24 protein-coding genes, 1 pseudogene and 1 riboswitch are annotated in these 21,506 nt (G+C 39.9%); of the genes and pseudogenes, 16 read left to right on the top strand and 9 right to left on the bottom strand.

The window, feature by feature from the left end; genetic code table 11:
• From ACFOU2_RS12140 to ACFOU2_RS12120, 5 genes are all read left to right on the top strand, one after another.
• On the top strand, window positions 1–189 hold a 189-nt coding region (locus ACFOU2_RS12140), incomplete at its 5' end, for a hypothetical protein (RefSeq protein WP_377915446.1).
• A gap of 142 nt (window positions 190–331) precedes the next feature.
• Entirely contained in the window at window positions 332–1,630 is a 1,299-nt protein-coding gene (asnS, locus tag ACFOU2_RS12135; protein ID WP_377915444.1) for an asparagine--tRNA ligase, read from the top strand.
• A 164-nt stretch (window positions 1,631–1,794) separates the two neighbouring features.
• Window positions 1,795–2,496 carry a DnaD domain protein gene (locus tag ACFOU2_RS12130; RefSeq protein WP_377915442.1) on the top strand — a complete coding sequence of 234 codons (702 nt, stop codon included), beginning with the start codon at window positions 1,795–1,797 and terminating at the stop codon, window positions 2,494–2,496.
• A gap of 108 nt (window positions 2,497–2,604) precedes the next feature.
• Complete coding sequence (nth, locus tag ACFOU2_RS12125) at window positions 2,605–3,264, top strand: endonuclease III (protein ID WP_377915440.1); 660 nt, start codon at window positions 2,605–2,607, stop codon at window positions 3,262–3,264.
• Window positions 3,257–3,778, top strand: coding sequence for a YpoC family protein (locus ACFOU2_RS12120; RefSeq protein ID WP_377915438.1), 522 nt, complete (start codon window positions 3,257–3,259; stop codon window positions 3,776–3,778). Before nth ends, ACFOU2_RS12120 begins: the two co-directional genes overlap by 8 nt.
• Window positions 3,779–3,928: 150 nt before the next feature.
• Here ACFOU2_RS12120 and ACFOU2_RS12115 read toward each other — a convergent pair whose 3' ends face one another.
• Together ACFOU2_RS12115 and recU are read right to left on the bottom strand one after the other, a co-directional pair.
• Window positions 3,929–6,670 carry a PBP1A family penicillin-binding protein gene (locus tag ACFOU2_RS12115; protein WP_377915436.1) on the bottom strand — a complete coding sequence of 914 codons (2,742 nt, stop codon included), beginning with the start codon at window positions 6,668–6,670 and terminating at the stop codon, window positions 3,929–3,931.
• Between the two features lie 63 nt (window positions 6,671–6,733).
• Window positions 6,734–7,330 carry a Holliday junction resolvase RecU gene (recU, locus tag ACFOU2_RS12110; protein WP_377915434.1) on the bottom strand — a complete coding sequence of 199 codons (597 nt, stop codon included), beginning with the start codon at window positions 7,328–7,330 and terminating at the stop codon, window positions 6,734–6,736.
• A gap of 407 nt (window positions 7,331–7,737) precedes the next feature.
• Between recU and ACFOU2_RS12105 the strand changes: the two genes are divergently transcribed.
• A complete protein-coding gene (locus ACFOU2_RS12105) occupies window positions 7,738–8,718 on the top strand; it encodes a DUF2515 domain-containing protein (protein ID WP_377915432.1) in 981 nt (326 codons plus the stop codon).
• A gap of 79 nt (window positions 8,719–8,797) precedes the next feature.
• On the opposite strand, the gene ACFOU2_RS12100 is transcribed toward ACFOU2_RS12105, so the two are convergent.
• Complete coding sequence (locus ACFOU2_RS12100; protein ID WP_377915431.1) at window positions 8,798–8,914, bottom strand: hypothetical protein; 117 nt, start codon at window positions 8,912–8,914, stop codon at window positions 8,798–8,800.
• Between the two features lie 196 nt (window positions 8,915–9,110).
• Between ACFOU2_RS12100 and ACFOU2_RS12095 the strand changes: the two genes are divergently transcribed.
• Window positions 9,111–9,371 carry a hypothetical protein gene (locus ACFOU2_RS12095; protein WP_377915429.1) on the top strand — a complete coding sequence of 87 codons (261 nt, stop codon included), beginning with the start codon at window positions 9,111–9,113 and terminating at the stop codon, window positions 9,369–9,371.
• A 39-nt stretch (window positions 9,372–9,410) separates the two neighbouring features.
• Entirely contained in the window at window positions 9,411–9,770 is a 360-nt protein-coding gene (locus ACFOU2_RS12090) for a DUF1798 family protein (protein WP_377915427.1), read from the top strand.
• Window positions 9,771–9,937: 167 nt separating this feature from the next.
• Here the strand turns inward: ACFOU2_RS12090 and ACFOU2_RS12085 are convergent, their stop codons facing one another.
• Both ACFOU2_RS12085 and ACFOU2_RS12080 read right to left on the bottom strand, forming a co-directional pair.
• Window positions 9,938–10,105 (bottom strand): hypothetical protein, encoded by a 168-nt coding sequence (locus tag ACFOU2_RS12085; RefSeq protein ID WP_377915425.1) that lies wholly within the window; start codon window positions 10,103–10,105, stop codon window positions 9,938–9,940.
• Window positions 10,106–10,258: 153 nt separating this feature from the next.
• Window positions 10,259–10,459 (bottom strand): YppF family protein, encoded by a 201-nt coding sequence (locus ACFOU2_RS12080; protein WP_377915423.1) that lies wholly within the window; start codon window positions 10,457–10,459, stop codon window positions 10,259–10,261.
• Between the two features lie 269 nt (window positions 10,460–10,728).
• Between ACFOU2_RS12080 and ACFOU2_RS12075 the strand changes: the two genes are divergently transcribed.
• Window positions 10,729–11,118 (top strand): YppG family protein, encoded by a 390-nt coding sequence (locus ACFOU2_RS12075; RefSeq protein ID WP_377915421.1) that lies wholly within the window; start codon window positions 10,729–10,731, stop codon window positions 11,116–11,118.
• Between the two features lie 157 nt (window positions 11,119–11,275).
• On the opposite strand, the gene ACFOU2_RS12070 is transcribed toward ACFOU2_RS12075, so the two are convergent.
• Complete coding sequence (locus tag ACFOU2_RS12070; protein WP_377915419.1) at window positions 11,276–11,701, bottom strand: hypothetical protein; 426 nt, start codon at window positions 11,699–11,701, stop codon at window positions 11,276–11,278.
• 262 nt (window positions 11,702–11,963) lie between these two features.
• Between ACFOU2_RS12070 and ACFOU2_RS12065 the strand changes: the two are divergent.
• Window positions 11,964–12,086 (top strand): annotated as a pseudogene (locus ACFOU2_RS12065) (S8 family serine peptidase); the annotation flags it as partial.
• A gap of 433 nt (window positions 12,087–12,519) precedes the next feature.
• Here the strand turns inward: ACFOU2_RS12065 and ACFOU2_RS12060 are convergent.
• Window positions 12,520–12,678, bottom strand: coding sequence for a hypothetical protein (locus ACFOU2_RS12060; RefSeq protein ID WP_377915417.1), 159 nt, complete (start codon window positions 12,676–12,678; stop codon window positions 12,520–12,522).
• A 269-nt stretch (window positions 12,679–12,947) separates the two neighbouring features.
• Here ACFOU2_RS12060 and ACFOU2_RS12055 point away from each other — a divergent pair, with 269 nt between their 5' ends.
• Window positions 12,948–13,094, top strand: coding sequence for a hypothetical protein (locus ACFOU2_RS12055; protein ID WP_377915415.1), 147 nt, complete (start codon window positions 12,948–12,950; stop codon window positions 13,092–13,094).
• Between the two features lie 356 nt (window positions 13,095–13,450).
• Here ACFOU2_RS12055 and ACFOU2_RS12050 read toward each other — a convergent pair whose 3' ends face one another.
• The gene (locus ACFOU2_RS12050; RefSeq protein WP_377915413.1) at window positions 13,451–13,843 is read right to left on the bottom strand and encodes a CotG/ExsB N-terminal domain-containing protein; all 393 of its coding nucleotides are present in this window, start codon (window positions 13,841–13,843) and stop codon (window positions 13,451–13,453) included.
• 178 nt (window positions 13,844–14,021) lie between these two features.
• On the opposite strand from ACFOU2_RS12050, the gene ACFOU2_RS12045 reads away from it, so the two are divergent.
• From ACFOU2_RS12045 to ACFOU2_RS12035, 3 genes are all read left to right on the top strand, one after another.
• Entirely contained in the window at window positions 14,022–15,113 is a 1,092-nt protein-coding gene (locus ACFOU2_RS12045; RefSeq protein ID WP_377915411.1) for a CotH kinase family protein, read from the top strand.
• Window positions 15,114–15,249: 136 nt separating this feature from the next.
• Window positions 15,250–16,377, top strand: a complete 1,128-nt coding sequence (locus ACFOU2_RS12040; protein ID WP_377915409.1) for a spore coat protein — start codon at window positions 15,250–15,252, stop codon at window positions 16,375–16,377.
• Between the two features lie 81 nt (window positions 16,378–16,458).
• The gene (locus tag ACFOU2_RS12035) at window positions 16,459–17,118 is read left to right on the top strand and encodes a DUF2642 domain-containing protein (RefSeq protein ID WP_377915407.1); all 660 of its coding nucleotides are present in this window, start codon (window positions 16,459–16,461) and stop codon (window positions 17,116–17,118) included.
• A gap of 96 nt (window positions 17,119–17,214) precedes the next feature.
• Here the strand turns inward: ACFOU2_RS12035 and ACFOU2_RS12030 are convergent, their stop codons facing one another.
• Window positions 17,215–18,555, bottom strand: a complete 1,341-nt coding sequence (locus tag ACFOU2_RS12030) for an arsenic transporter (RefSeq protein WP_377915405.1) — start codon at window positions 18,553–18,555, stop codon at window positions 17,215–17,217.
• Window positions 18,556–18,827: 272 nt separating this feature from the next.
• Window positions 18,828–18,944: riboswitch (SAM riboswitch) on the top strand.
• 241 nt (window positions 18,945–19,185) lie between these two features.
• On the opposite strand from ACFOU2_RS12030, the gene ACFOU2_RS12025 reads away from it, so the two are divergent.
• Together ACFOU2_RS12025 and ACFOU2_RS12020 are read left to right on the top strand one after the other, a co-directional pair.
• Window positions 19,186–20,331, top strand: a complete 1,146-nt coding sequence (locus ACFOU2_RS12025) for a trans-sulfuration enzyme family protein (RefSeq protein ID WP_377915403.1) — start codon at window positions 19,186–19,188, stop codon at window positions 20,329–20,331.
• On the top strand, window positions 20,315–21,499 hold the full coding sequence (locus ACFOU2_RS12020) for a trans-sulfuration enzyme family protein (protein WP_377915401.1): 1,185 nt from the start codon (window positions 20,315–20,317) through the stop codon (window positions 21,497–21,499). The genes ACFOU2_RS12025 and ACFOU2_RS12020 overlap by 17 nt, the downstream gene beginning before the upstream one ends.
• Window positions 21,500–21,506 lie beyond the last annotated feature (7 nt).

Genomic DNA, 21,506 nt, shown 5'->3' with positions numbered 1-21,506 from the left:
CCCTTCAACGATCCTTTAACAGAAGCAAAAAGCGCTTCTTTGTCAGGAGTTCCAACGCCCTATAAGGCTAAACGGGCTCATTCCGCTTTTCCTTTTTGTCTAGTTTCGCAAGCTATGCTCTACGGCCACTTCACCACCTCCCACGAAGTCAAAAAGCGACTTCTCGTCGGCGGTTCCAGGGTCCTATGAGCATGAGCGAGCTTGCTCCACTTTTCTGGATTCGACAAGTTTTGTCAAAAACTGATTCTCACTTGTGATTATAAGTGGTGAATTGTATAATGAATAAGGATTATACATACTAAGCAAGGTTTATGTAAGTTTTGGAGGGGTAATGATCGTGAAAATTACGATTTCGGAAGCAAGCAAATACGTCGGTCAGGAAGTGACGATCGGCGCATGGATTGCGAATAAACGTTCAAGCGGTAAAATTGCATTCTTACAATTGCGTGATGGTTCTGGTTTTATGCAGGGTGTTGTCGTAAAGGCAGAAGTATCAGAAGAAGTATTTCAATTAGCGAAAAGTGTTACACAAGAGTCATCTCTTTATGTAACAGGGATCATTCGCGAAGATGAGCGTTCACCGTTCGGATATGAATTAACGGTGACAAACTTGGAATTGATTCATGCTTCCGTCGATTATCCGATTACACCGAAAGAGCATGGAACAGAATTTTTAATGGATCATCGTCATTTATGGCTGCGTTCTAAGCGTCAGCATGCGGTGATGAAAATTCGTAATGAAATTATTCGTGCAACGTATGAGTTCTTTAACGAAAACGGCTTTACAAAAGTAGATCCGCCCATTTTAACAGGAAGTGCTCCTGAAGGAACAACGGAGTTATTTCATACAAAATACTTTGATGAGGATGCATATCTTTCTCAAAGCGGTCAGCTTTACATGGAAGCGGCGGCCATGGCATTAGGGAAAGTATTTTCATTCGGTCCGACATTTCGTGCCGAAAAGTCGAAAACACGCCGCCATTTAATTGAATTTTGGATGATTGAGCCGGAAATGGCATTCTATGAGTTTGAGGATAACTTAAAAGTACAGGAGGAATATGTTTCTCATATTGTCCAATCTGTCGTGAAAAACTGCTCATTAGAATTAAAAACATTAGGACGTGACGTATCGAAGCTTGAAAATATTAAAGCTCCGTTCCCGCGTGTTACGTATGATGAAGCAATCAAATTTTTACATGAAAAAGGCTTTGAGGATATTCAGTGGGGTGACGATTTTGGTGCGCCGCATGAAACAGCTATTGCAGAAAGCTACGATAAGCCGGTCTTCATTACGCACTACCCAACATCACTAAAACCATTCTACATGCAACCACATCCTGAGCGTGCTGATGTTGTATTATGTGCAGACTTAATTGCACCAGAAGGCTATGGTGAAATTATCGGCGGTTCTGAACGTATCCATGATTACAATTTATTAAAACAACGCTTAGAAGATCATGGTTTATCATCAGACGCTTACAAATGGTATTTAGAGCTCCGTCAATACGGTTCTGTACCTCATTCCGGTTTTGGTTTAGGATTGGAGCGTACAGTGGCATGGATCAGCGGTGTTGAACACGTTCGTGAAACCATTCCGTTCCCCCGTCTGTTAAACCGTTTATATCCTTAATAAATAATGTCCCAATAACAATTTTAAAGTTATTGGGACATTGTCGTGAAAAGGAACCGTCGTTGAAATTCTTGATTTTAACAAATTTCATTAGACGGTTCATTTCATTTTAGGTTGGGAGAACATCATACGCCATGATATACTGAATTGTGAGGTGTTCAATTATGGATAAAGAAAGATTTATCGAGTGGATGGAGCAAGGGACGGTTTCCATTCCGAAATTATTAATGACCCATTATGCTAAACTGGGTTTAAATGAAATAGAGCTGATGACACTTCTTCATATTCATATGTCGCTCGAGGGCGGGAACTCTTTTCCGACCCCTGAGGAAATTTCTAGTCATATGAGCATCTCAACAGGGACATGCATGGAAGTATTAAGAAGTCTTCTGCAAAGGGGCTTTCTAGCGATTGAACAACAGCACCAAGCCTCTTTTATTACGGAACGTTATACATTAAAGCCATTATGGGAAAAATTGCTCCACAGTCTGTTTAAAGAGAGTCAGCAAGATAAACAGGAACAACAAGTACAGCTTGAAGTGAATTTGTATACAGTATTTGAAAAGGAATTCGGCCGCCCGCTTTCGCCATTTGAATGTGAAACATTAACGATGTGGCAAGACCAAGACCATCATGATGCCATGATTATTAAGGCTGCTTTGCGTGAAGCTGTCATGTCTGGCAAGCTTAATTTCCGTTACATTGATCGCATTTTATTCGAATGGAAAAAGAACGGGATCAAAACAATTGAACAAGCCAGAAGCTATGGACGCAAATTTCGCCAGCATCAACAAACAAAGAAAAACACGAGTGAAAAGACGGCCGCAAACTCTACCGTTCCATTCTTCAATTGGCTTGAACAGTAAAAATCAGTCTGAAAATAAGAGGGACGAGAGGAAAACAAACCTCTCGTTTTTTAATGTTTATATTTGTTATAATCATGAAGAATTATAAAGAGTAAGGTGAGATGAAGAATGCTAACATTAAAAGAGATTCGCCATTGCTTGGATACAATGGGAGAGATGTTTCCGGATGCTCATTGTGAACTGATTCACGACAATCCATTTGAATTGGTCATTGCTGTTTTGTTATCTGCACAATGTACCGATGCTCTCGTTAATAGGGTAACGAAAAATCTTTTTCAAAAGTATAAAAAACCTGAGGACTATCTGGCGGTAACAGAAGAAGAGCTGCAACAAGACATTCGTTCCATCGGTTTATATCGAAACAAAGCCAAAAACATTCGCAAGCTTTGTCAAATTTTACTGGACCAATATGGCGGTGAAGTACCGGCAAACAGAGATGAACTCACAAAACTCCCGGGGGTAGGGCGCAAAACAGCCAATGTGGTCGTGTCTGTAGCATTTGGCATCCCTGCCATTGCCGTGGATACACATGTAGAAAGGGTAAGTAAACGGTTAGGCTTTTGCCGCTGGAAAGACTCTGTCCTTGAGGTGGAAAAAACATTGATGCGAAAAGTGCCTCAAGATGAGTGGTCCATCACCCATCATCGCATGATTTTCTTTGGACGTTATCACTGTAAAGCGCAGTCCCCGCAGTGCCATGTATGTCCATTGCTGGAATTATGCCGGGAAGGGAAAAAAAGGATGAAGGAGAATCAGAGAAATGAATAAGAAGATTACGATTCCGGCTTCCTTCCAACATCCTCTTTTTTTTGAACAAGGTGAAATAGAGCTTGCGGAAAAACAAAGCTTTGAAGAAGTGTTAGGAGGCATCCCCTTTTTCTATGACTTCATGTTGGAAGCAGGAGAAGGGGAGATCACACAACCGTGGGAGGAGCAAGAAATATATGTCCCGAAACTGTTCAATTACTGGAAGGATAATAAAGACAGCATAGGGGAATATTTTAAAAAGCGCGACCGAATAGGGGCACTGCGGCCTATGATCCTTTCATTGGGACATTTTATCAGTGCTTTATTTTGGACAAACGGGACACGTGTCCAATCTCTTTTTCATTTGAAAGAAGAGATAAAGAAGCTGCAATATAAGCCGATCAATACAGAGGGGCGCGTCACCTTTTTACTTGAGCAGCCGAACCAATATCACTCTTACATCCAGCTGGGGGAGCTGTATCAAGAATTAACAAAGATTTATCATAAAATGTTGATCATGAAAAAAAGAGGGTGATGGAACAGCATGTTCTTCATGCTGTTCCATCACCCTCCTACATGAACCGTCATGAGAAATCCGGTAGAAATCAGGGTTTTTCTGACGGTTCATTTTAATTTGAAAATAGGATGGCTATTTTAGATTTTAGGTCAACCTGGCCCGTTATGATTAATTAACAGGCGCTGGATTTGCTCCTACATTGTCCAGAGGGTTAGGCTGATCGTTTTGTCCCTGGTCCGGTGCAGGAGGCTGCTGTGGTTCTTGTGGAGGCTGCTGTCCATCTGGAGTAGGGGAAGGGGTTATTTCGCCTCCATTATTTTCTTCATTACCTTCACCTGGTTTATTGCCGTTTTCTTTCCCTGTATCTTTTTCCTTGTCTTTCCCTTTATCTTTTTCCGGCTCTGGTTGCTGTCCTGGCGGTAACGTTTCGTTACCTTCATCTTGGTCTTCTCCATGATTTGCTTGATCGTCTTGGTCTATCCCTTGATCATCTTGGTCTGTCCCTTGATCATCTTCCGTTGGCTCTGTTGTCTGTCCTCCCGGAATCGTTACAGAAGTAGAAGAAGAACTGTTCGCACCTTCACCAAGAGCTGTGACGGTAAACGTGTAAGTCGATCCAGGATTTGGATTTGGAATCGTTACGGATGTATCATTCGTTGTGGCAATGACTTGTGAGCCGCCGCCGTCAATAGATAAAGATACCTGGAAGCTGACTTCATTACGTTTATCTTCTGGATAAGACCAATTTACGTAAATATGGTTCGTTGTTGAATCGAAATTGGCGGATAGGCCTCTTGGCTTGGAAATTTCTTTCTTTTTATAGCGTGTAGATACTTGTGTCGGTTTTTTGCCTTTTACAAAGTATTCAGTTGAAACAAGCTCGTCCGGTGTATACTTACTTGCTAATCGAAGCGGGTGTGAGCCCTTTTCAATTCTAGCCGTTACAACACTATCAGGGCGTTCAAAGTCACCGGATCGTTTTCCTTCGGAAACATGGGCCATAACCTTTTTGAAAATTTCCTTGGCCATTCCTTTTTCACGATCACTGTAAATGAAGTTCTTTGAGTTCGTTTGCTCATAACCTGTCCATACGGCTAACGTATATTTTGGCGTAAACCCTGCAAACCAAATATCCGGAACTCCGCCGCTTGGAATATCATATTTTAGTTTCGCTTCTTTTGAGAAGTTCGTTGTTCCAGTTTTACCTGCAATGTTTAATCCCGGAATGTCCGCGGAACGACCGGTGCCGCCAGGTTCAAGAACAGACTCCATCAAAGATGTTACCATGAAGGCTGTATAATCCTTCATTGCCACTTTTGGCTTCGGTGTTAAATCCATTTCTGTTCCGTCGGTAAATTTCACTTTTGTTACTGTATGAGGTTTATTGTAAACGCCATTGTTGCCAAATGCACTGTACGCGCCTGCAAGCTGCATCGGTGTGACACCATTTTCGAAACCACCGATGGAATAGGATTCTGGGATCTCTTTTTCCAACGGGATGCCTAAACCGACTGCAAAGTCACGCGCACGGTCAGCGCCGGCTTCCTGGAACGCTTTTAGCGCCGGAATGTTTCTTGATTCTGCCAATGCCTGGCGAGCGGTGATCCATCCTTTATGACGGTGGTCATAGTTGTTGATTGGTGTTCCGTTTGAATACGTATATGGCTCGTCATTGATTGGCTCAGCTGTAGACCATTTTAAATATTCGACTGCCGGACCGTAGTCTAAAATTGGCTTGATGGTAGAACCAGGTTGTCTCGGAAAGTCAGATGCAAAGCTTAAGCCGCGGGCCACACGATTGCGTCCACCGCCGACCGCTTGTACCTCACCGGTTTTCGTATCCAATAGGACAAATCCTGTTTGGAATTCATCGTTTGGCCAATTGATAATGTCGTCACTGTTTAGCAGCTTGTCGACATATTCCTGTGCGTCCGGATCGAGAGTCGTATGAATCTCTAGGCCCGCAGAGAATACATCCATATCTGTTTTCTTCTTGACTTCTTCAATGACTTCATCAACGAAAGCACTGTACTTTTCACCGTCTTCCTTTACATTTTTACGCAATGTAGATTGAACAGGAACTTGTTTGGCTTTATCGGCTTCTTCTTGTGTAATAAAGCCGTGTTGCGCCATTAAATTCAATACGGTGTTACGGCGTTTTGTCGCCTCTTCAGGGTTTTTATAAGGATTGTACGTACTTGGCGCTTTCGGCATTCCTGCGAGCATGGCTGCTTCATGCAATTCTAATTCATTTACTTTTTTTCCATAAAAATATTCAGCAGCTTTTGCTACACCGTGTGCTTGCTGGGCAAAGAAAATTTTATTCAAGTACATTTCTAAAATCTTCTGTTTTGAATATTTTTGCTCTAGTTGGAATGCCAACCACATTTCCTGAACTTTACGTTTGACCGTTTTATCAGGTGTTAAGAAAGAGTTTTTTACGACTTGCTGTGTAATCGTACTAGCTCCTTCAGATCCGAAGCCTTCCTTAAAGTTGGCAACGACGGCACCACCGATACGGTATAAATCAATGCCATGATGTTTATAAAAGCGGACATCTTCCGTTGCGATAAATGCGTCTTTCACCACTTGCGGAATCTCCTCGTATGTTACAAGGGTTCGTTTTTCGGCACCTAATTCGGCAATCAGATCACCATTTTTATCGTATACTTTTGATGAAACAGGGTCTTTTAATAAAGACTCATCAATTTTGGGGGCATCGCTTACGAAAGCGAAAAACGTGGCTCCCCCTGTCACCATGCCTACAATTCCGAGAAGAAGAACGGCAACGATAATTTTGCGGAACAATCCGCCTTTTCTCTTTTTCTCCTTCGGTTGTCTTTCTCTCCGTTTATTTTGAGGTTGTTGTTGTCTTCGTCGTTCTTCACGAGAAGTATAATTCTCTGGCATAAAACACTCCTACCTTTCAACAAGATGTAAGAGAATGATTCCGTAAACATATATATCATACTCTTAAAAGTACAATTTATCTATAATTTTGATGTAATCAATTCGAGGATGTAAGCCAAATTGGATGAAATGTCCCTGTTTTTCGACATCAGTTTTTGGGATAGACTTACGCCCGCCTGTTGTTATCTGATCCCAATACGGAAATAAAAATTTTGCTTCAAACAAGTATATTTCTTGTAAAGTGGAGAACATTAATATGACGAAGCAGATTCCGTTTTGTTTCACGACTTGTTTCATATGGTCGATTTGATGTTCATGAAAGTTTTGAAGCGGAAATGATGTTTTGTTTTTTGTTTCTTTCGCCTCGAAATCCAAATAACGCCCTTTGTAAACACCGTTATAGTCAGTAGTAGAGGCTTGCTTGAAATAAGCTTCTTTAATGACAGCTGCGCTCCGTTTCGGATAGTCTACATTTACGATTTGAACCGGTGTAGGCTTTTTATGAACGACTGCAATCCCATGTATTCGATAAAATTCATTCGTTTCATTTAAATCTTCTTCAAGCGTCATGCCGCGATTGCTGTAAATGCTCTTTTGGTGTGACATGCCCCCGTTTGTTTGTTTTGACTGGTATGTTTTTCCGTTAGGATAACGAATCACCGGCACCCACCTCCTTTTGTTGGCGGCTCATCAAAAATATATATTATATAATAGCAAAAATCATAAGGAAATAGACGGATAAAATGAAGTCAGAAAAAACTGACTTCGTAAGAAAATGAGTGTACAGACCCATTGTATAGATGGATTTTACCATTTTTACAAGAAAGTGACTGTCACAAGCAAGAGATGAAGAGAATCGTTTTTGAAGTATAGCCGCTTAGCAGCATAAAAATAACCTCAAAGAAAAACGGAGCAAGCTCGTTCATGCTCATAGGGAATTGGAACAGCCGACAAGAAGTCGCTCTTTGACTTCGTCGGAGGTCGTGAAATGACCGTAGAGCATAGCTTGCAAAGCTAGACAATTCCTTTGAAAAAGATTTGATTATGAAAGAAGGAAGTGAGCTAAGGTGGACTCAGTACATTCACATTTAACAACAGGTGAACAGGCTATCCTTCAAGAAATTAAACGTAACACGGAAAGCGCAAACCTTGATAATATTTCCCGCACAGAGGCCTACGCCAACTTTTACAGACGCCATCCGGAAATTAGATGGTCTTTTTTAGCAAGCATGGTATCAAGAAATGCCGGTTGGAATATGTGTGATTTAGAAGGACGGTGGATGCCGCTTACATTGGATGTATACACAAGAACGATGTTATTTTTTACATATGAACGGGCTAACTGGCTTATCTTTGCAGATGCTTATCCACAACTTTTGATTTATGAATACTCGAAGTTGAACGGCAGACCTTACTTTGATTTGCTTTCCCATTTCGGGGTTTCTTCTTTCATAAAAAAGGAATGGGCCCTGTTTTGGCAGGAAAAAAATAAAGAAAGGCTGTTAACGTCCCTTATCATTAATGAACAAAATATCATTCAAAAACCTGTTATCGATCATCCTTTTTACAAAAAGAAAGTGTTCCATTCATTTGTCTTTAAGCTTCAAGATTGGTTGCATTTCAGCTCTGTTATATTCCCAACTCTGCATGGGGAATTATACGGATGCTCTGTCCACGATTTCTGGAATAAGACAAAACGGATTGAACTAGGGAAAAAATTAAGCCAATTGCTTTTCGAACCGTCATTATATCCTCATTTTGTACAATTTTCAAATCAAACTACCCATACGGGATCCCGTCATGATTATGAACAATTTCTAGCCATGGATAAGAGGAGGGACACTCCCTTTTTACGGATGACATTTCCTGTTATCCATCACCATCAATCTGAGTCGAATGAGTGGAAAGCATCGAGCCGTCAGGTTAAGCGGTGGCTTGGGCCTGTTCCTTTTCCAAAAAAAATCAACATCACCAGATGGTATGAAAAAAAAAGAATGCAGTTGCGGTTGTTAATTCAGATGGAACAGTATGTACGTCACTTTTATTGAAGGCAGAAAGAAGAAAAAGGCCTTATCTAAATCCAGAAACGAATTCAAGAAAAAGGCCTTTTTCTTTCCACTGGTTTTATTAAGTTGAAGGACGATTCGGTCCGTTTAGTTTTTTATCCATGTATTCTTTTGTTTCTGTTGGCTGTTGATTTTGTTTGACCTGCGCCTTTTGTGCTGGATTGCTGTTTTTACGCATTTTACCACACCTCCTAGTCATTATTGTTCGCTGACATCCTCTTTTCATTCTTAACAGAAAATGTCGTGCAAAAAATTTTTTATGGCGTATCGTCACTTTCTTTGACGAAATGAAGCTAGTTTTGTCAATGCTGCAGGGAGAAGGAAAGGGGGGAAAGAATGAGTATATAACGAAATAAAAGGTGGAGGGGATTTTCATGAAAGAGCAATGGGTCGGGAAGATGGAAATGCTAAATTTATTGGATGCTGTTTTGGGGGAGCTCACAGCAGTAGAGAAAGAAATTTCCACTAAAGTTGATGAAATTGTCTCTTCATATGAACATAGCCAGAAAGAAGCCCTTCAGTCGATCGAACATGCCATCTTGGAAATTGAAAAAGTCGCGATGGAGCTGCAACAGGAGACGAACGGAAATGATTGGAAAAATCCTGCAGGAGAAGTGTTTCTTCGTACCGTTTAATCTTTTTCATGTTAAAATAGCTCCTTAGAGGTGACAAAAATGGGTGAATATAAGCAAGAATTGCGTTCGTTAACGAAAAAAATGAGGCAATACAATGAAGAAGCATTGTATCGATTAACAAATGACCATGAACAGGATGGCCATTATTTTTATGAGGAAGTCAAACCATATATGGATGCTTTCGATCAGGACGTGGCTGAATGGAGCAGGGTATGCGAACACTGGATCAAGGAAGCTAAGCCAAAATATATTCATAAGAAGCAAATTGAAACCGCAACAGAAAATCTTCACCAAGTGGTTTTGCAGTCTTTTTACGAGAGTTCACGGCGAGTAAGAGTAAAAGAAATGATTTCTGCCAATCGATATATCCTTGATTCTATTCTAGAGTTGTTACAATAAATGGATCAGAAGTTGTCACATAAGTTTTGAAATGACAGCAACGGTGTTTTTAAACAGAAATGAACCGTCTGGAAAATTCTCGATTTTACTCCATTTTTCATTCAGGTTCATTTCTAGGGGCTGACTTACAAACATGTTCTTTATGTTTGTAAGTCAGCCCCTTTTGGCTATTCCTTCACTACTTGAATGGTTACAGGGCGGCTGCCTTCGCTCGCAACCTGCTCAATATCGTACACGGCCTGCTCATGACGTTTTGCTTGAACTTGATGACCATGCTTTGGAATTTCCGGTTCATGGCCTTTTTTCATATGATTGAAATTTTTTCCGCGTCCCATTGAAATCAACCTCCATAAAATAATGTACCTACCTTTTTAATATGATGCATTTTTGCCATATTATCGCTGAGGGTTAATGGAAAACAAAATAAAAAAAAGGCGGTCCAATGGGAGAGAACTTCCTCATTGACCGCCTGCATTCTCATATAAAACTTATGCTTTTTCTTCAAGGATTGAAAAATAAGGTTTTTGAGCACCACTTAGCTCCAATTCGCGAACTAACTGCTTGTACTCCATAATTGAAATTTCACCTTTTAAATATTTCTGTTGTGCAAAGTCTAGTAGTTCATTTCCATTTTCTGGCTCATATTGCTTAATAGTAATAAAGTTATTATGAAGTTCGTTTATATTCATGGAAATCCCCCCTAATCCCCCAATTACTTTCATCTTAACATGGATTTAAGAATAAACATTTATTTGAAAAATTTAGACTTCCGACAAAATGTGACAAAATTGTGACGAATATTTGAAGGAGAGCCTCCATTCCCCAGCAGATGAGAAAGAGGATGGTCACGTTCCGATATTCCCTATGTACCGTCATCAAAAAATGACTTTTTCCGCATACACCTATTTTTTCATTCATCATACACTATAGGAGAAATGTAAGAGCAGGGAGGTAAATGATGATGCAGGCACCATATTACGGCCCTCATCGTATGAATTATCCGTATGCTTACCCATTTGCTTCATATCAACAGGCAGCTCCCATGCAGCCTTATTGGCCAATGCATACAAACAATCAACCAAGCATGGGGAATATGATGAACTTTCCACCTAATATGCAATTTATGCCGCCAATGCCGCCAATGCCGCCATCCATGTACCCGACACCATATCCAACCTCTTCATCAAAAACTCCTCAAGCACAGATGCCATCGATTATGTCACAATTCAAAGCATCTGATGGAAGTATCGACATAAACAAAATGATGAATACTGCCGGGCAAATGATGGGTGCTGTTAACCAATTGACCGGGATGGTGAAGGGACTCTCGGGGATCTTTAAAGCATGAGGATTTGAAGGGGGTAAGCCCCTTCTTTTTTAGTCATTGACCACATTCATTTCACGAAGTTATTATCTTTATAAGTTCCTTTTCCTGTAGTGATATTTATCACTACAGGAAAAGGAGTTATTGTGAACACTCGATGGCTTTGAAGACAGATCCAACGTTATTTGTTAGTCGGTTCTTCAGAATCCGTTTCCCCACCTGCAGGCTCTTCCGTACTCGTATCACCATTTGCAGGCTTTTCTGGATCCACTTTCCCATCAGCAGGTTCTTCTGTATTTATCTCTCCGCTTGTAGGTTCCTCCGTATTCGTATCACCATTTGCAGGCTTTTCTGGATCCACTTCCCCACCAGCGGGTTCTTCTGTATTTATCTCTCCGCTTGTAGGTTCCTCCGTATTCGTATCACCATTTGCAGGCTTTTCTGGATCCACTTCCCCACCAGCGGGTTCTTCTGTATTTATCTCTCCGTTAGTTGGCTCTTCTTGAGGATCCATGTTTTCCCTTGTGTCTTGACCATTGTTGCAGGCCGCAGCAAGCATGAGGGCAAGTACAGGAGTCGACAGTTTCAAAAGGGTTTTAAATACCATTTCTATTCCTCCTCATTATTTTTTAGTAATCCTTCCAGACATTTGATTACAGGGGATTTTCAACTCCCTTCCTTCAAAGATACAGTCATTATAAACAAGCTATCCTTAAAAATTTGTCGATAAGTCCAATATTTACCTATTTTTAAATGAACTGTTAACTTCCTTTAATAAAAGAAAAAATTTTTTCATTTATTACCTTATGTCTAAAGAAAACATCCCTTGTAGAGTCGTAGTATCGGTATAAGCCACCATCTATGCTTTTGGTGATAAATGGGGAACAGAGGATGAGGATCATAATGGTCATGGGACCCATGTGTGCGGAACTATTGCTGCGCTCGAAAATGATCAAGGAGTTGTCGGGGTAGCCCCTAAGGTGAAGCTATTATGAGTATTATAGCCAAGTGTTACCGTTGTATTACGATGAACTTTTAGAGTATGTATCCAATGTGATAAAAAAGGTGGAAGGATGAGATAAAAGGAGAAAATGCTTCCTTTGGACCATTGGACAAGTAAATGCTTGCCCTGTCACGGTTTGACGTGACATTTTTCAGGACGATCAATGCTTCTGTGACAAATTCATTTGCCCTTGCGCGTCTTTCGTTCTGAAAAAAATGGTCCGGTAACAACAAGGTTTGTGAAAACAGCCTTAAATTTAAAGGAGGGATTTATTCTCACTTTTATATTTTTCAGCCAATAGTTTGAATACCTGGTTATAGGTTAATCCCGATTGAGCGTTTAAACGCTTTACTTCTTCTATGTCTGTGTTGCTTTTTGGGATTTGAAAGGATGAATACTTCACAATCAGCACCTCGTGTAAGTTATTTAAAATATTGCTCGAACTTTTCATCACGCTTATGAGTATAATACGGATTCTCTTCTGTCGCATTTTCCGGGTCCAAATTGGTTTTGATTACAAGCGAAGGAGAAGAAGAAGGTTCAACATATAATCGTTTTCCCTTATCATGTTTATCGGTCATGTTATCACCTCCATACCTTTAAAATAAGTAGATTTGAAATAATTTATGTAATGCTTCATTTGATTCTAGCCGCTTCCTTTACTGGGAGTAATTATTAAGAAGGGAGGAAACATATTTTCTCTCAGATGACAAAAGATAATGATGCCAGCAAGTAAAAAGAAGCGTTTTCTGATTTCACAAAAAACGAACATGGAATTCGGAAAAGAGTTTACGGGTAAACCAACGAAAAAAGAAACAGGAAATAAACAAAAAATAAGCAGGTGACAACGATGACAAACCGTAATGACAACCGTGAACGGAAAAATAAATATCCAAATAACAAATCTCAATCGGAGTTTTCAAAAGAGTTTTCTATTCAAAATGATCCAACACCGGAAGAAAATCCAAAATACGGAAGCAAGTATCACAAAAACTAATCGTAAAGGGGTATGCCAAGAGAGGCATATCCCTTTTTATATGGACAAAATGGAAATCGAGTCTTCTTTTTCTATCCGCAACCCGAATGAAAACATATTAATAGCAAGTTGGACATAAGATGAGGGGATATATGTTTTAAACGATAAAAATAAGAGAATGAATCGTTGTTATGGATAAAGGAGTGTGATAAAAGATGATAAGATGCGGGAAATGAATTATAAAGCGAAGGTAGAAGGGCAGCCTGCAAATGGCGTGGCAAAACAATAAATGAAAAAACAGAGGCTGATTCAGTAAAGAGACAAAAAAGCAGCGTTAAATCAACGCTGCTTTTTTAGTGCGTGGGGAAATCTTACAATTAGAAGCGCAGTTCCTCTTGGTTACCATCACGAAAAATTTTTATGCAACGAGATCGTGGACTGATGCAACGGCGAGTGCCGCGAGTGGTGCGTCGGCGAGTAGTACGGCGGGTAGTGCGTCGGCGAGTAGTACGGCGGGTAGTGCGTCGGCGAGTAGTACGGCGGGTAGTGCGTCGGCGAGTAGTACGGCGGGTAGTACGTCGGCGAGTAGTACGGCGGGTAGTGCGTCGGCGAGTGCCGCGGGTAGTGCGTCGGCGAGTGCCGCGGGTAGTACGACGGCGAGTGCCGCGAGTACGGCAGCTAGATGTTGGTTCCTGGAACATGAAATCTGCTAATTCGCCGGAAAGTACATCTTCTGCAGCTCTTTTAATTTCATCCGCTTGAATATGCAATTAAAAAACCTCCTTCGTAATAGGGTGATATATCTTCTTTTACTTTAAGATACGTAAAGCATGTTCCCTTTGATATAAGACAAGTGTGTATTTTTTGAAAAAATAGGAAATTGACTATAGTGACAAATATACAGGGCTCTTCATAATCTTTAGTAAGATTGAAAGGTGGTTATGGAGAGTGGAAGAAAAAAGTCAAATCCCTATTTATCAACTCATAGTGCATCCCAAAAATTTGCATGAATTAAAAAGCGATATATGGACAGAAGAACCCATACCGGCCGTATTAAAGATCGGAAAAAAACGATATGATATCGATTTTTCATTTCGGGGTTCTCATACACGAAAAATGAAGAAAAAATCATATAATATTCAATTTATTTCTCCGCAAAAATTTTATGGAGCAAAAGAAATTCACTTGAATGCCGAATATAAAGATCCTTCGCTGCTTCGGAATAAATTATCACTTGATTTTTTTTCTATGCTTGGCGCGCTATCCCCCGTGTCCAGGTTTGTATTCATAACTATTAATGCTAAAAATCAAGGTGTTTATTTACAACTGGAATCTGTGGATGAGCAGTTTTTACAAAAGCGGCAACTGCCGAAAGGGTCTATCTTTTACGCTGTAGACGGAGATGCAAATTTTTCATTAATGAGCGACTTGGACAAGAAGGTAAAAAACTCTTTGCTGGCGGGGTACGAAGCAAAAGTATTACAAGAGGGGGACGATGCAAAGCTTGAAGAACTAATTTATAAAATCAACACGTTATCCAATCATGAATTCTCTTCAGAAATAAAAAAATATTTGGATGTGGAAAAATATCTCTGTTGGCTAATTGGTATCATATGTACACAAAATTACGATGGATTTGTGCATAATTATGCCCTTTATCGAAATAGCGAATCAGGACAATTTGAAATCATTCCATGGGATTATGATGCAACATGGGGAAGAGATGTGAACGGGCGAGTGATGGAGCACGATTATGTAAGAGTGGAGGGATTCAATACATTAACAGCACGTTTGTTAAATGTTCCTGATATCAGAAAAGGTTATGTACAAAAGTTTGAGAAAGTACTGCAGGAAGCTTTCGCAACAGAAATATTGCAGCCAATTGTGTATAAACATTATGAACAGATCAGACCGCATGTACTAAAAGATCCTTATATGACCGAAAAGGTTAAACAATTCGATGCAGAACCGGAATTTATATTGAAGTTTGTACAAAAAAGAGGTGACTACATTAAGGAATTCATAAGCAGCCTAGAATAGTTTAAGTTTATCGTCTAATAGGCAGTTGTTGATTTTGAAAGAATTAGGCATTTGTAGCGAGTCAATATGTTTCTATGATACGTATATATACAGTATAAATAGCCACTATGGATAAAAGACAAGGAGGAAACAATTTATGTCAACTTATGATGTGAACAAGCAGACACGCTCATCTGCCTATCATTCATTTTTTACGCCCCTAGTCGGGAAAGTAGTAACAGTTTATCGCGGGGGGCCAGAATCAAAAACAGGTATTTTACTTGATGTGAATTCAGACTATCTTACACTTGCGGCACAAGATAACAACAACAATAACAACAATAAGAACAACAACAATAACAACAATAAGAACAACAACAATAACAATAATCAAGATAACCAGCAGCAGCAATACACAATCGTGTATTACAATCTCAGACATGTGAAGAGCGTTACAGAGGATTCTATGTCAAATTCTACACAAAACTATGTGCAAAACTCCATGAATTCAGGAATTATTCCCTTATTTGTGAAAGATAAAAGTTTTGCAGGAGTGATGTCAAAATTAAAGAACAAAGCCGTCCAAATCAATCAGGGTGGTCCTGAAAAGAAACAAGGAACGCTGTTAGATGTATTAGGCTCCCAGTATATTGTACTTATGACAGAAGACGATGGTGTTGTTTATTTTAACATTCAACACATAAAGAGTATATGTGAGAGCAACCAAGGATCCAATAATGGCAACCAAGCATTTAATAATGGCAACCAAGCATTTAATAATGGCTATCAAGCATTTAATAATGACATGAATGATAATATGATGTTGAATCAAACTCCTGAATATATGAAAGCGAAAAGCTTCAGTCAATTGTTCAGAAATTTATCCCATAAGTGGGTATCTGTAAATACAGGAGGTCCAGAAGCAGTAGAGGGAATTCTGGTAGAAACTAAACCAGATAGCTTCACACTTGTTCAAAACCAGGAAGTGTTGCGCTTGCAACCGTTTCACGTAAAAAGCATATGCTTAGGGCCTAAAGGTGCTTTAAAGCAAAATCAGCAAAACGATCAGCAAGATGATCAGCAAGATGATCAGCAGCAAGATCAACAGCAAGATCAACAGGAAGCGATGGTAGGTATGCAAGCAACGGATGGGATGGACTCAAGGGGTTCAGGCGGCTCAAACGACTCAAGAAGATCAAGAAGATCAAGACACTCTAATAGAGACTATAGAGAAATTCCGCGTGAGCAAGTCTTAAAAACAAAGGATTATCGCTGGAAAGGGTAAGTCAAATCAGCTCCATATTTTCCTTAATTGGGGTGCTCTTTGCACCCTTTTTGTTAGCACGAAAGGAAGGAGGAAAATGTAATGTTACAAAGATATATTGGAAAATATGTAGAGATGGAGATTACGGGGAAAACCTTCTTTACAGGCAAATTAATAGATGTGGGATTAGACATTCTTGTTTTATATGATGGAACACAGTTCATGTATATACCATTGCTGCATGTGCATAGTGTTAAGGAGGCATATACAGACGAATTAGATTTAGAGAATCATGATCCACCACCTTTAGTGCATGAGTCAGAAAGCATTTCTTATCGAAAAACGCTGCAATATGCTAAGGGACGCTTTGTAGAAATTTACGTTACAGGAAATAAGTCTCTACACGGCTATGTGACAAGCGTCTTAAATGATTATTTTGTTTTTTACTCACCTGTATATAAAACGATTTTTATTTCTTTACACCATTTAAAATGGTTAACCCCATACAGCCATAACTCAACTCCTTACACACTAAGCAATGAAGATCTTCCTGTCAATCCTTCAAATATTCCATTATCGCGTACATTTGAAGAGCAATTGAAGAAAAATGAAGGACGGCTTGTTGTATTCGATTTAGGGGATCAGCCAAACAAAATTGGTCTGATCAAAAATATTTCAAATAATATTGTAGAGCTGGCAAATGCAAACGGGGAGACTGTGTTTTGGAAGCTAATGCATTTAAAATCCATTCACTTGCCATAATAAAAGGTCGATGAGTTTACACTCATTGACCTTTTTTGGCTACAGATGAAAAAATCGGTTCCAGTTTATTGCTATAGTTCGTAAGAGCCGCAATTATTAAATGTATACGAGCAATACCCAGTAATATAATACAATGAGGGTAAATATAACAGTGATTGGTATAATAGTCAGGGTCGTTTTTAAATAGTGACTCCATTTTACATGAACTTTTGCCTGGTGTAACATGTGCATCCAAATGAGTGTGGCTAATGTGCCAATTGGGAGTAGAAGAGCTCCTATATCGCTTCCGATAATCATAGCTAAGTAGATTGTTTTCATTACTGGTGCGTCAAGGTTCATTTCTGTTAACGTAATTGTTCCGATCATTAGGGCAGGATGATTATTGAATAAATTGGATAAAAAGGTTAACAGCCATCCCATAATCATTGTGGCACTAAATAAATCTTCGGCTAACAAAGGATTGAGCTGCTCAACTAGGAAAACTGTCAAGCCAATATTATTCAATCCATAAATGACAATATACATACAAACAGCAAAAACGAAAATGTGCCAAGGTGTCTTCTTTAAGATATCGAGCGGAGACACCTTTAAATAAATCCATCTCCAAAAAAGAAGAGATAAGGAACACGTTACGGCTACCAATGAGACAGAGATATGGAGAAAGGAAGCGACAAACAAGCTTAACCGGACCGCCATTACAAAGAGCAAGACGTTTCTCATCAATTTTGTTTGATGAGCACGATTACTGGCTTTTAATGGATGGTAATAAGGGTCATTTATTTTCTCATAAGAATCTTTTGATGCCGAAAGGGTTTTAGGAAGAGTCTTTCGATAATAAAGAAATAACAGGTAGGACATAAACGAAAGACCCGCCATTCCCGGAACAATCATGAGGGCTGTATGCTCATACAAGTCCATATCAATAATTTTCAGCGCGATTAAATTTACGATGTTGCTGACACCAATTGGGGCGCTCGAAGCGGTTGCGACCAGTGCACCGCTTAACAAGTAAGGGATTTGATGATGGGGTTTTAGTTTAAGGTTTTTTAATAATATAAGCAGGATGGGGGTTGTGATAAGAATACTTCCATCATTGTTAAAAAAAAGTGTCATGAAAAAACATAATAAATTTGTCAGCCAAAATAAACGAATTCCTGACCCTTTTGAAAAAAGAAAAAGTTTAGCCGACATCCATCTGAAAAATCCAATGCTTTCCAACACGATAGCCATGATAATAGTAGAAATAATCGTGATGGCAGCTCCACTTACTTTCAATCCGATTTCTATTAAATTGTCTATTGTAACCGTGCCGGAAATGAGAACAATCATTGCCCCCATAAAAGCGGCTGTCGCTTCATTCATGCCTTTTGGACGGATAAAGATAAGAGACATAGTGAAAAGAAAAGCAGTAATGGTTAATAAAACTGAGGGCTCCATATTTACGTTATCACCTCTTTAGTTGCTATTCATTCGCTGCCCCCTCGATTGTCTCTATTATGCTTTTATACTTTATGTATACGAGCCTCCAGGTAAAAACGTACTAAACGGGTTTACTATTTTATAGTAATTCCGCAATCATCTCTATCATACAAACGACTATAAAACATAATTTCGATTTTTGAGAAAATTCTTATTGACAAATAAAGGTTTCTTGATTAAAGTTTATAACAAGAAGCAAATGACCGATAATGAATTTAATATTTATATTGCTCTTATCCAGAGAGGCAGAGGGACTGGCCCTATGACGCCCGGCAACCATCAAATCAAATCATTTGATTTGAACGGTGCTAATTCCTGTAGAACGGTGATGTTCTAGCAGATGAGAGTTTCCGTTAGTGACATAACCGAAACGAACACTCTTCCATCTGCAGAAGGGTGTTTTTTTCATGAGTTGACGATTCATTCCGCATTGGAAATAAAAGACATTTGCTTTTTAACTTGAGGATCACCTTCAAAATATCTCTTTTCGAAAAATTCAAAACTTTTGGTGCAGAGAAAGAGCTGTTTCGTGGGTGGATGAAAAATGTTTTTGCGAGAGAAATTCTTACGACAAGGAGAGAACGAGAAATGCATATTGAGACATTGTTAGTTCGATCCGGGGTAGGGAAAGATCCTTCAACCGGATCCATTACCACCCCGATCTATCAATCATCAACTTTCCAGCATCCGCGTTTAGGAGAGAGCACCGGGTATGACTATTCACGAACAGCCAACCCGACAAGAACGGCTCTTGAAGATGCTATTGCGGTACTGGAAAGCGGAGCGGCAGGGTTTGCTTTTTCTTCAGGAATGGCAGCCATTGCAGCTGTTTTCAATTTATTTAAAAATGGCGATCATTTAATAGTGTCAGAAGATTTATATGGAGGAACCTATCGACTGTTAAGCGATATTTTACAAGACATAGGTGTAAGTGTCAGTTATGTAAATACAGCGAACATTGATGCAGTGAAGGAAGGAGTTCAATCAAATACAAAGGCAATCTTCATTGAAACGCCGACAAATCCGTTAATGCAAGTGACAGACATAGCGGCGATGGTGGAAATTTCTCAACAGCATCAATTACTTACCATTGTGGATAACACGTTTTTGTCTCCTTATTGTCAGCGGCCAATCGAGCTGGGAGCAGATATTGTGGTACATAGCGCCAGCAAATATATTGGAGGGCATAATGATGTGATTGCAGGTTTGGTTGTCACTCGATGTAGCGAGCTAGGAGAGAAAGTCAAATTTTATCAAAATGCAATCGGAGCCATTTTAGGACCGCAGGATAGCTGGTTGTTGCTGCGGGGAGTGAAGACCCTGGGCCTTCGAATGGAAAAACACCAGGAAAATGCCTTGAAAATTGCCCATTGGCTAGTGGAACAGCCTGATGTGGAACACGTATATTACCCAGGACTGGAAACGCATCCGGGTTATGAAATTATGAAAAAGCAATCAAGCGGATTTGGCGGCATGCTCTCCTTTTCCGTTCGGGATGAAAATCTTGTTCCATATTTATTGGAGAATTTGAAACTAATCACGTTTGCAGAAAGTTTAGGGGGAGTAGAGAGTTTAATTACGTTCCCGGCAAGACAAACACATGCGGATATTCCGGAAGAGATTCGCAATGCCATTGGGGTAACAAATCGCTTGCTGCGTTTTTCCGTTGGAATTGAACATGCAGATGATATCATTCAAGATTTAAAGGAGGTATTCGATGCTTACCGAAAATGAACGCAGTCTCCAATTTGGTACAAAGCTGATCCATGCTAAAACAGATATCGGCGAACATTACGGAGCGGTTTCAGTTCCGATTTATCAAGTGTCTACCTTTCATCAAGATGTAGAAGAAACCAACCGTTACGATTATTCTCGTTCCGGAAACCCAACCAGGGAAGCACTTGAACAAACAGTGGCACAGTTGGAAGGAGGAAACGCCGGGTTTGCCTTCTCTACCGGAATGGCTGCTATTTCCTCTGTGCTTTGTCTATTCCAAAGCGGTGATGAAATTATTGTTTCTCATGATATTTACGGAGGAACATACCGCGTATTAACGCAACTTTTCTCAAAGTTTGGCATCAAAACGGTGTTCGTTGATACAACAAAGGTCGAGGAAATTGAAAAAGCAGTAACATCCCAAACAAAGGCATTGTATATTGAAAGCCCGTCTAATCCGTTTTTAAATGTCACAGATATTCGAAAGGCTTCCGAGGCCGCAAAAAAACATGGTCTTATAACGATTGTTGATAATACATTTATGACACCGTACTTGCAGCAGCCATTGGCATTAGGAGCGGATATTGTCATTCACAGTGCGACAAAGTATATTGGAGGGCACAGCGATGTAGTGGCAGGAGTAGTCATCACTTCATCGGAGGCATTGGCAAAAGAAGTGAAATTCGTGCAAAATGCCTTTGGAGCCGTTTTAGGGCCCCAGGACAGCTGGTTATTGCTCCGTGGCCTTAAAACATTAAAGGTTCGGCTGGCACAGCAGCAACAAACAGCAGAAAAGCTGGCTTATTGGCTGAAAAATCACCCATTAGTAGAAAAAGTATATTATCCGGGGTTAACCGAACATCCTCACCATGAGCTGTCAAAGCGGCAAGCTTCGGGATTCGGAGCCATTATTTCCTTTAAAGTAAAGGACGAGCAGTTAGCTCATCACTTTTTAAAAACTGTTACTTTACCAGCTGTCGGTGTAAGCCTTGGAGGAGTAGAATCGATTTTGACACATCCGGCTACAATGTCCCATGCCAGTATACCGAAAGAAGCGAGAGAAGAAATAGGCATTACCGGTTCGCTTTTGCGTTTATCTGTTGGTTTAGAAGAAGCAGAGGATTTACAAGAAGACTTTGCACACGCTCTTGAAAGCGGCTTGTTGTCCAATACAGTGTTGAAATAAAGAAAAG

It is taken from the genome of Bacillus songklensis (genome assembly GCF_042649685.1).
Lineage (GTDB): Bacteria > Bacillota > Bacilli > Bacillales > Bacillaceae_H > Bacillus_BA > Bacillus_BA songklensis.
This window is presented reverse-complemented; position numbering and strand designations above follow the sequence as displayed.

Coding starts and splice junctions, on each gene's coding strand:
- asnS (WP_377915444.1), top strand. CDS start 332: ATGATCGTGAAAATTACGATTTCGGAAGCAAGCAAATACGTCGGTCAG.
- ACFOU2_RS12025 (WP_377915403.1), top strand. CDS start 19,186: ATGCATATTGAGACATTGTTAGTTCGATCCGGGGTAGGGAAAGATCCT.
- ACFOU2_RS12090 (WP_377915427.1), top strand. CDS start 9,411: ATGGGTGAATATAAGCAAGAATTGCGTTCGTTAACGAAAAAAATGAGG.
- ACFOU2_RS12080 (WP_377915423.1), bottom strand. CDS start 10,459: ATGAATATAAACGAACTTCATAATAACTTTATTACTATTAAGCAATAT.
- ACFOU2_RS12085 (WP_377915425.1), bottom strand. CDS start 10,105: ATGGGACGCGGAAAAAATTTCAATCATATGAAAAAAGGCCATGAACCG.
- ACFOU2_RS12030 (WP_377915405.1), bottom strand. CDS start 18,555: ATGGAGCCCTCAGTTTTATTAACCATTACTGCTTTTCTTTTCACTATG.
- ACFOU2_RS12020 (WP_377915401.1), top strand. CDS start 20,315: ATGCTTACCGAAAATGAACGCAGTCTCCAATTTGGTACAAAGCTGATC.
- ACFOU2_RS12040 (WP_377915409.1), top strand. CDS start 15,250: ATGTCAACTTATGATGTGAACAAGCAGACACGCTCATCTGCCTATCAT.
- ACFOU2_RS12120 (WP_377915438.1), top strand. CDS start 3,257: ATGAATAAGAAGATTACGATTCCGGCTTCCTTCCAACATCCTCTTTTT.
- ACFOU2_RS12095 (WP_377915429.1), top strand. CDS start 9,111: ATGAAAGAGCAATGGGTCGGGAAGATGGAAATGCTAAATTTATTGGAT.
- ACFOU2_RS12060 (WP_377915417.1), bottom strand. CDS start 12,678: ATGACCGATAAACATGATAAGGGAAAACGATTATATGTTGAACCTTCT.
- ACFOU2_RS12075 (WP_377915421.1), top strand. CDS start 10,729: ATGATGCAGGCACCATATTACGGCCCTCATCGTATGAATTATCCGTAT.
- ACFOU2_RS12100 (WP_377915431.1), bottom strand. CDS start 8,914: ATGCGTAAAAACAGCAATCCAGCACAAAAGGCGCAGGTCAAACAAAAT.
- ACFOU2_RS12055 (WP_377915415.1), top strand. CDS start 12,948: ATGACAAACCGTAATGACAACCGTGAACGGAAAAATAAATATCCAAAT.
- ACFOU2_RS12035 (WP_377915407.1), top strand. CDS start 16,459: ATGTTACAAAGATATATTGGAAAATATGTAGAGATGGAGATTACGGGG.
- ACFOU2_RS12070 (WP_377915419.1), bottom strand. CDS start 11,701: ATGGTATTTAAAACCCTTTTGAAACTGTCGACTCCTGTACTTGCCCTC.
- ACFOU2_RS12130 (WP_377915442.1), top strand. CDS start 1,795: ATGGATAAAGAAAGATTTATCGAGTGGATGGAGCAAGGGACGGTTTCC.
- nth (WP_377915440.1), top strand. CDS start 2,605: ATGCTAACATTAAAAGAGATTCGCCATTGCTTGGATACAATGGGAGAG.
- ACFOU2_RS12115 (WP_377915436.1), bottom strand. CDS start 6,670: ATGCCAGAGAATTATACTTCTCGTGAAGAACGACGAAGACAACAACAA.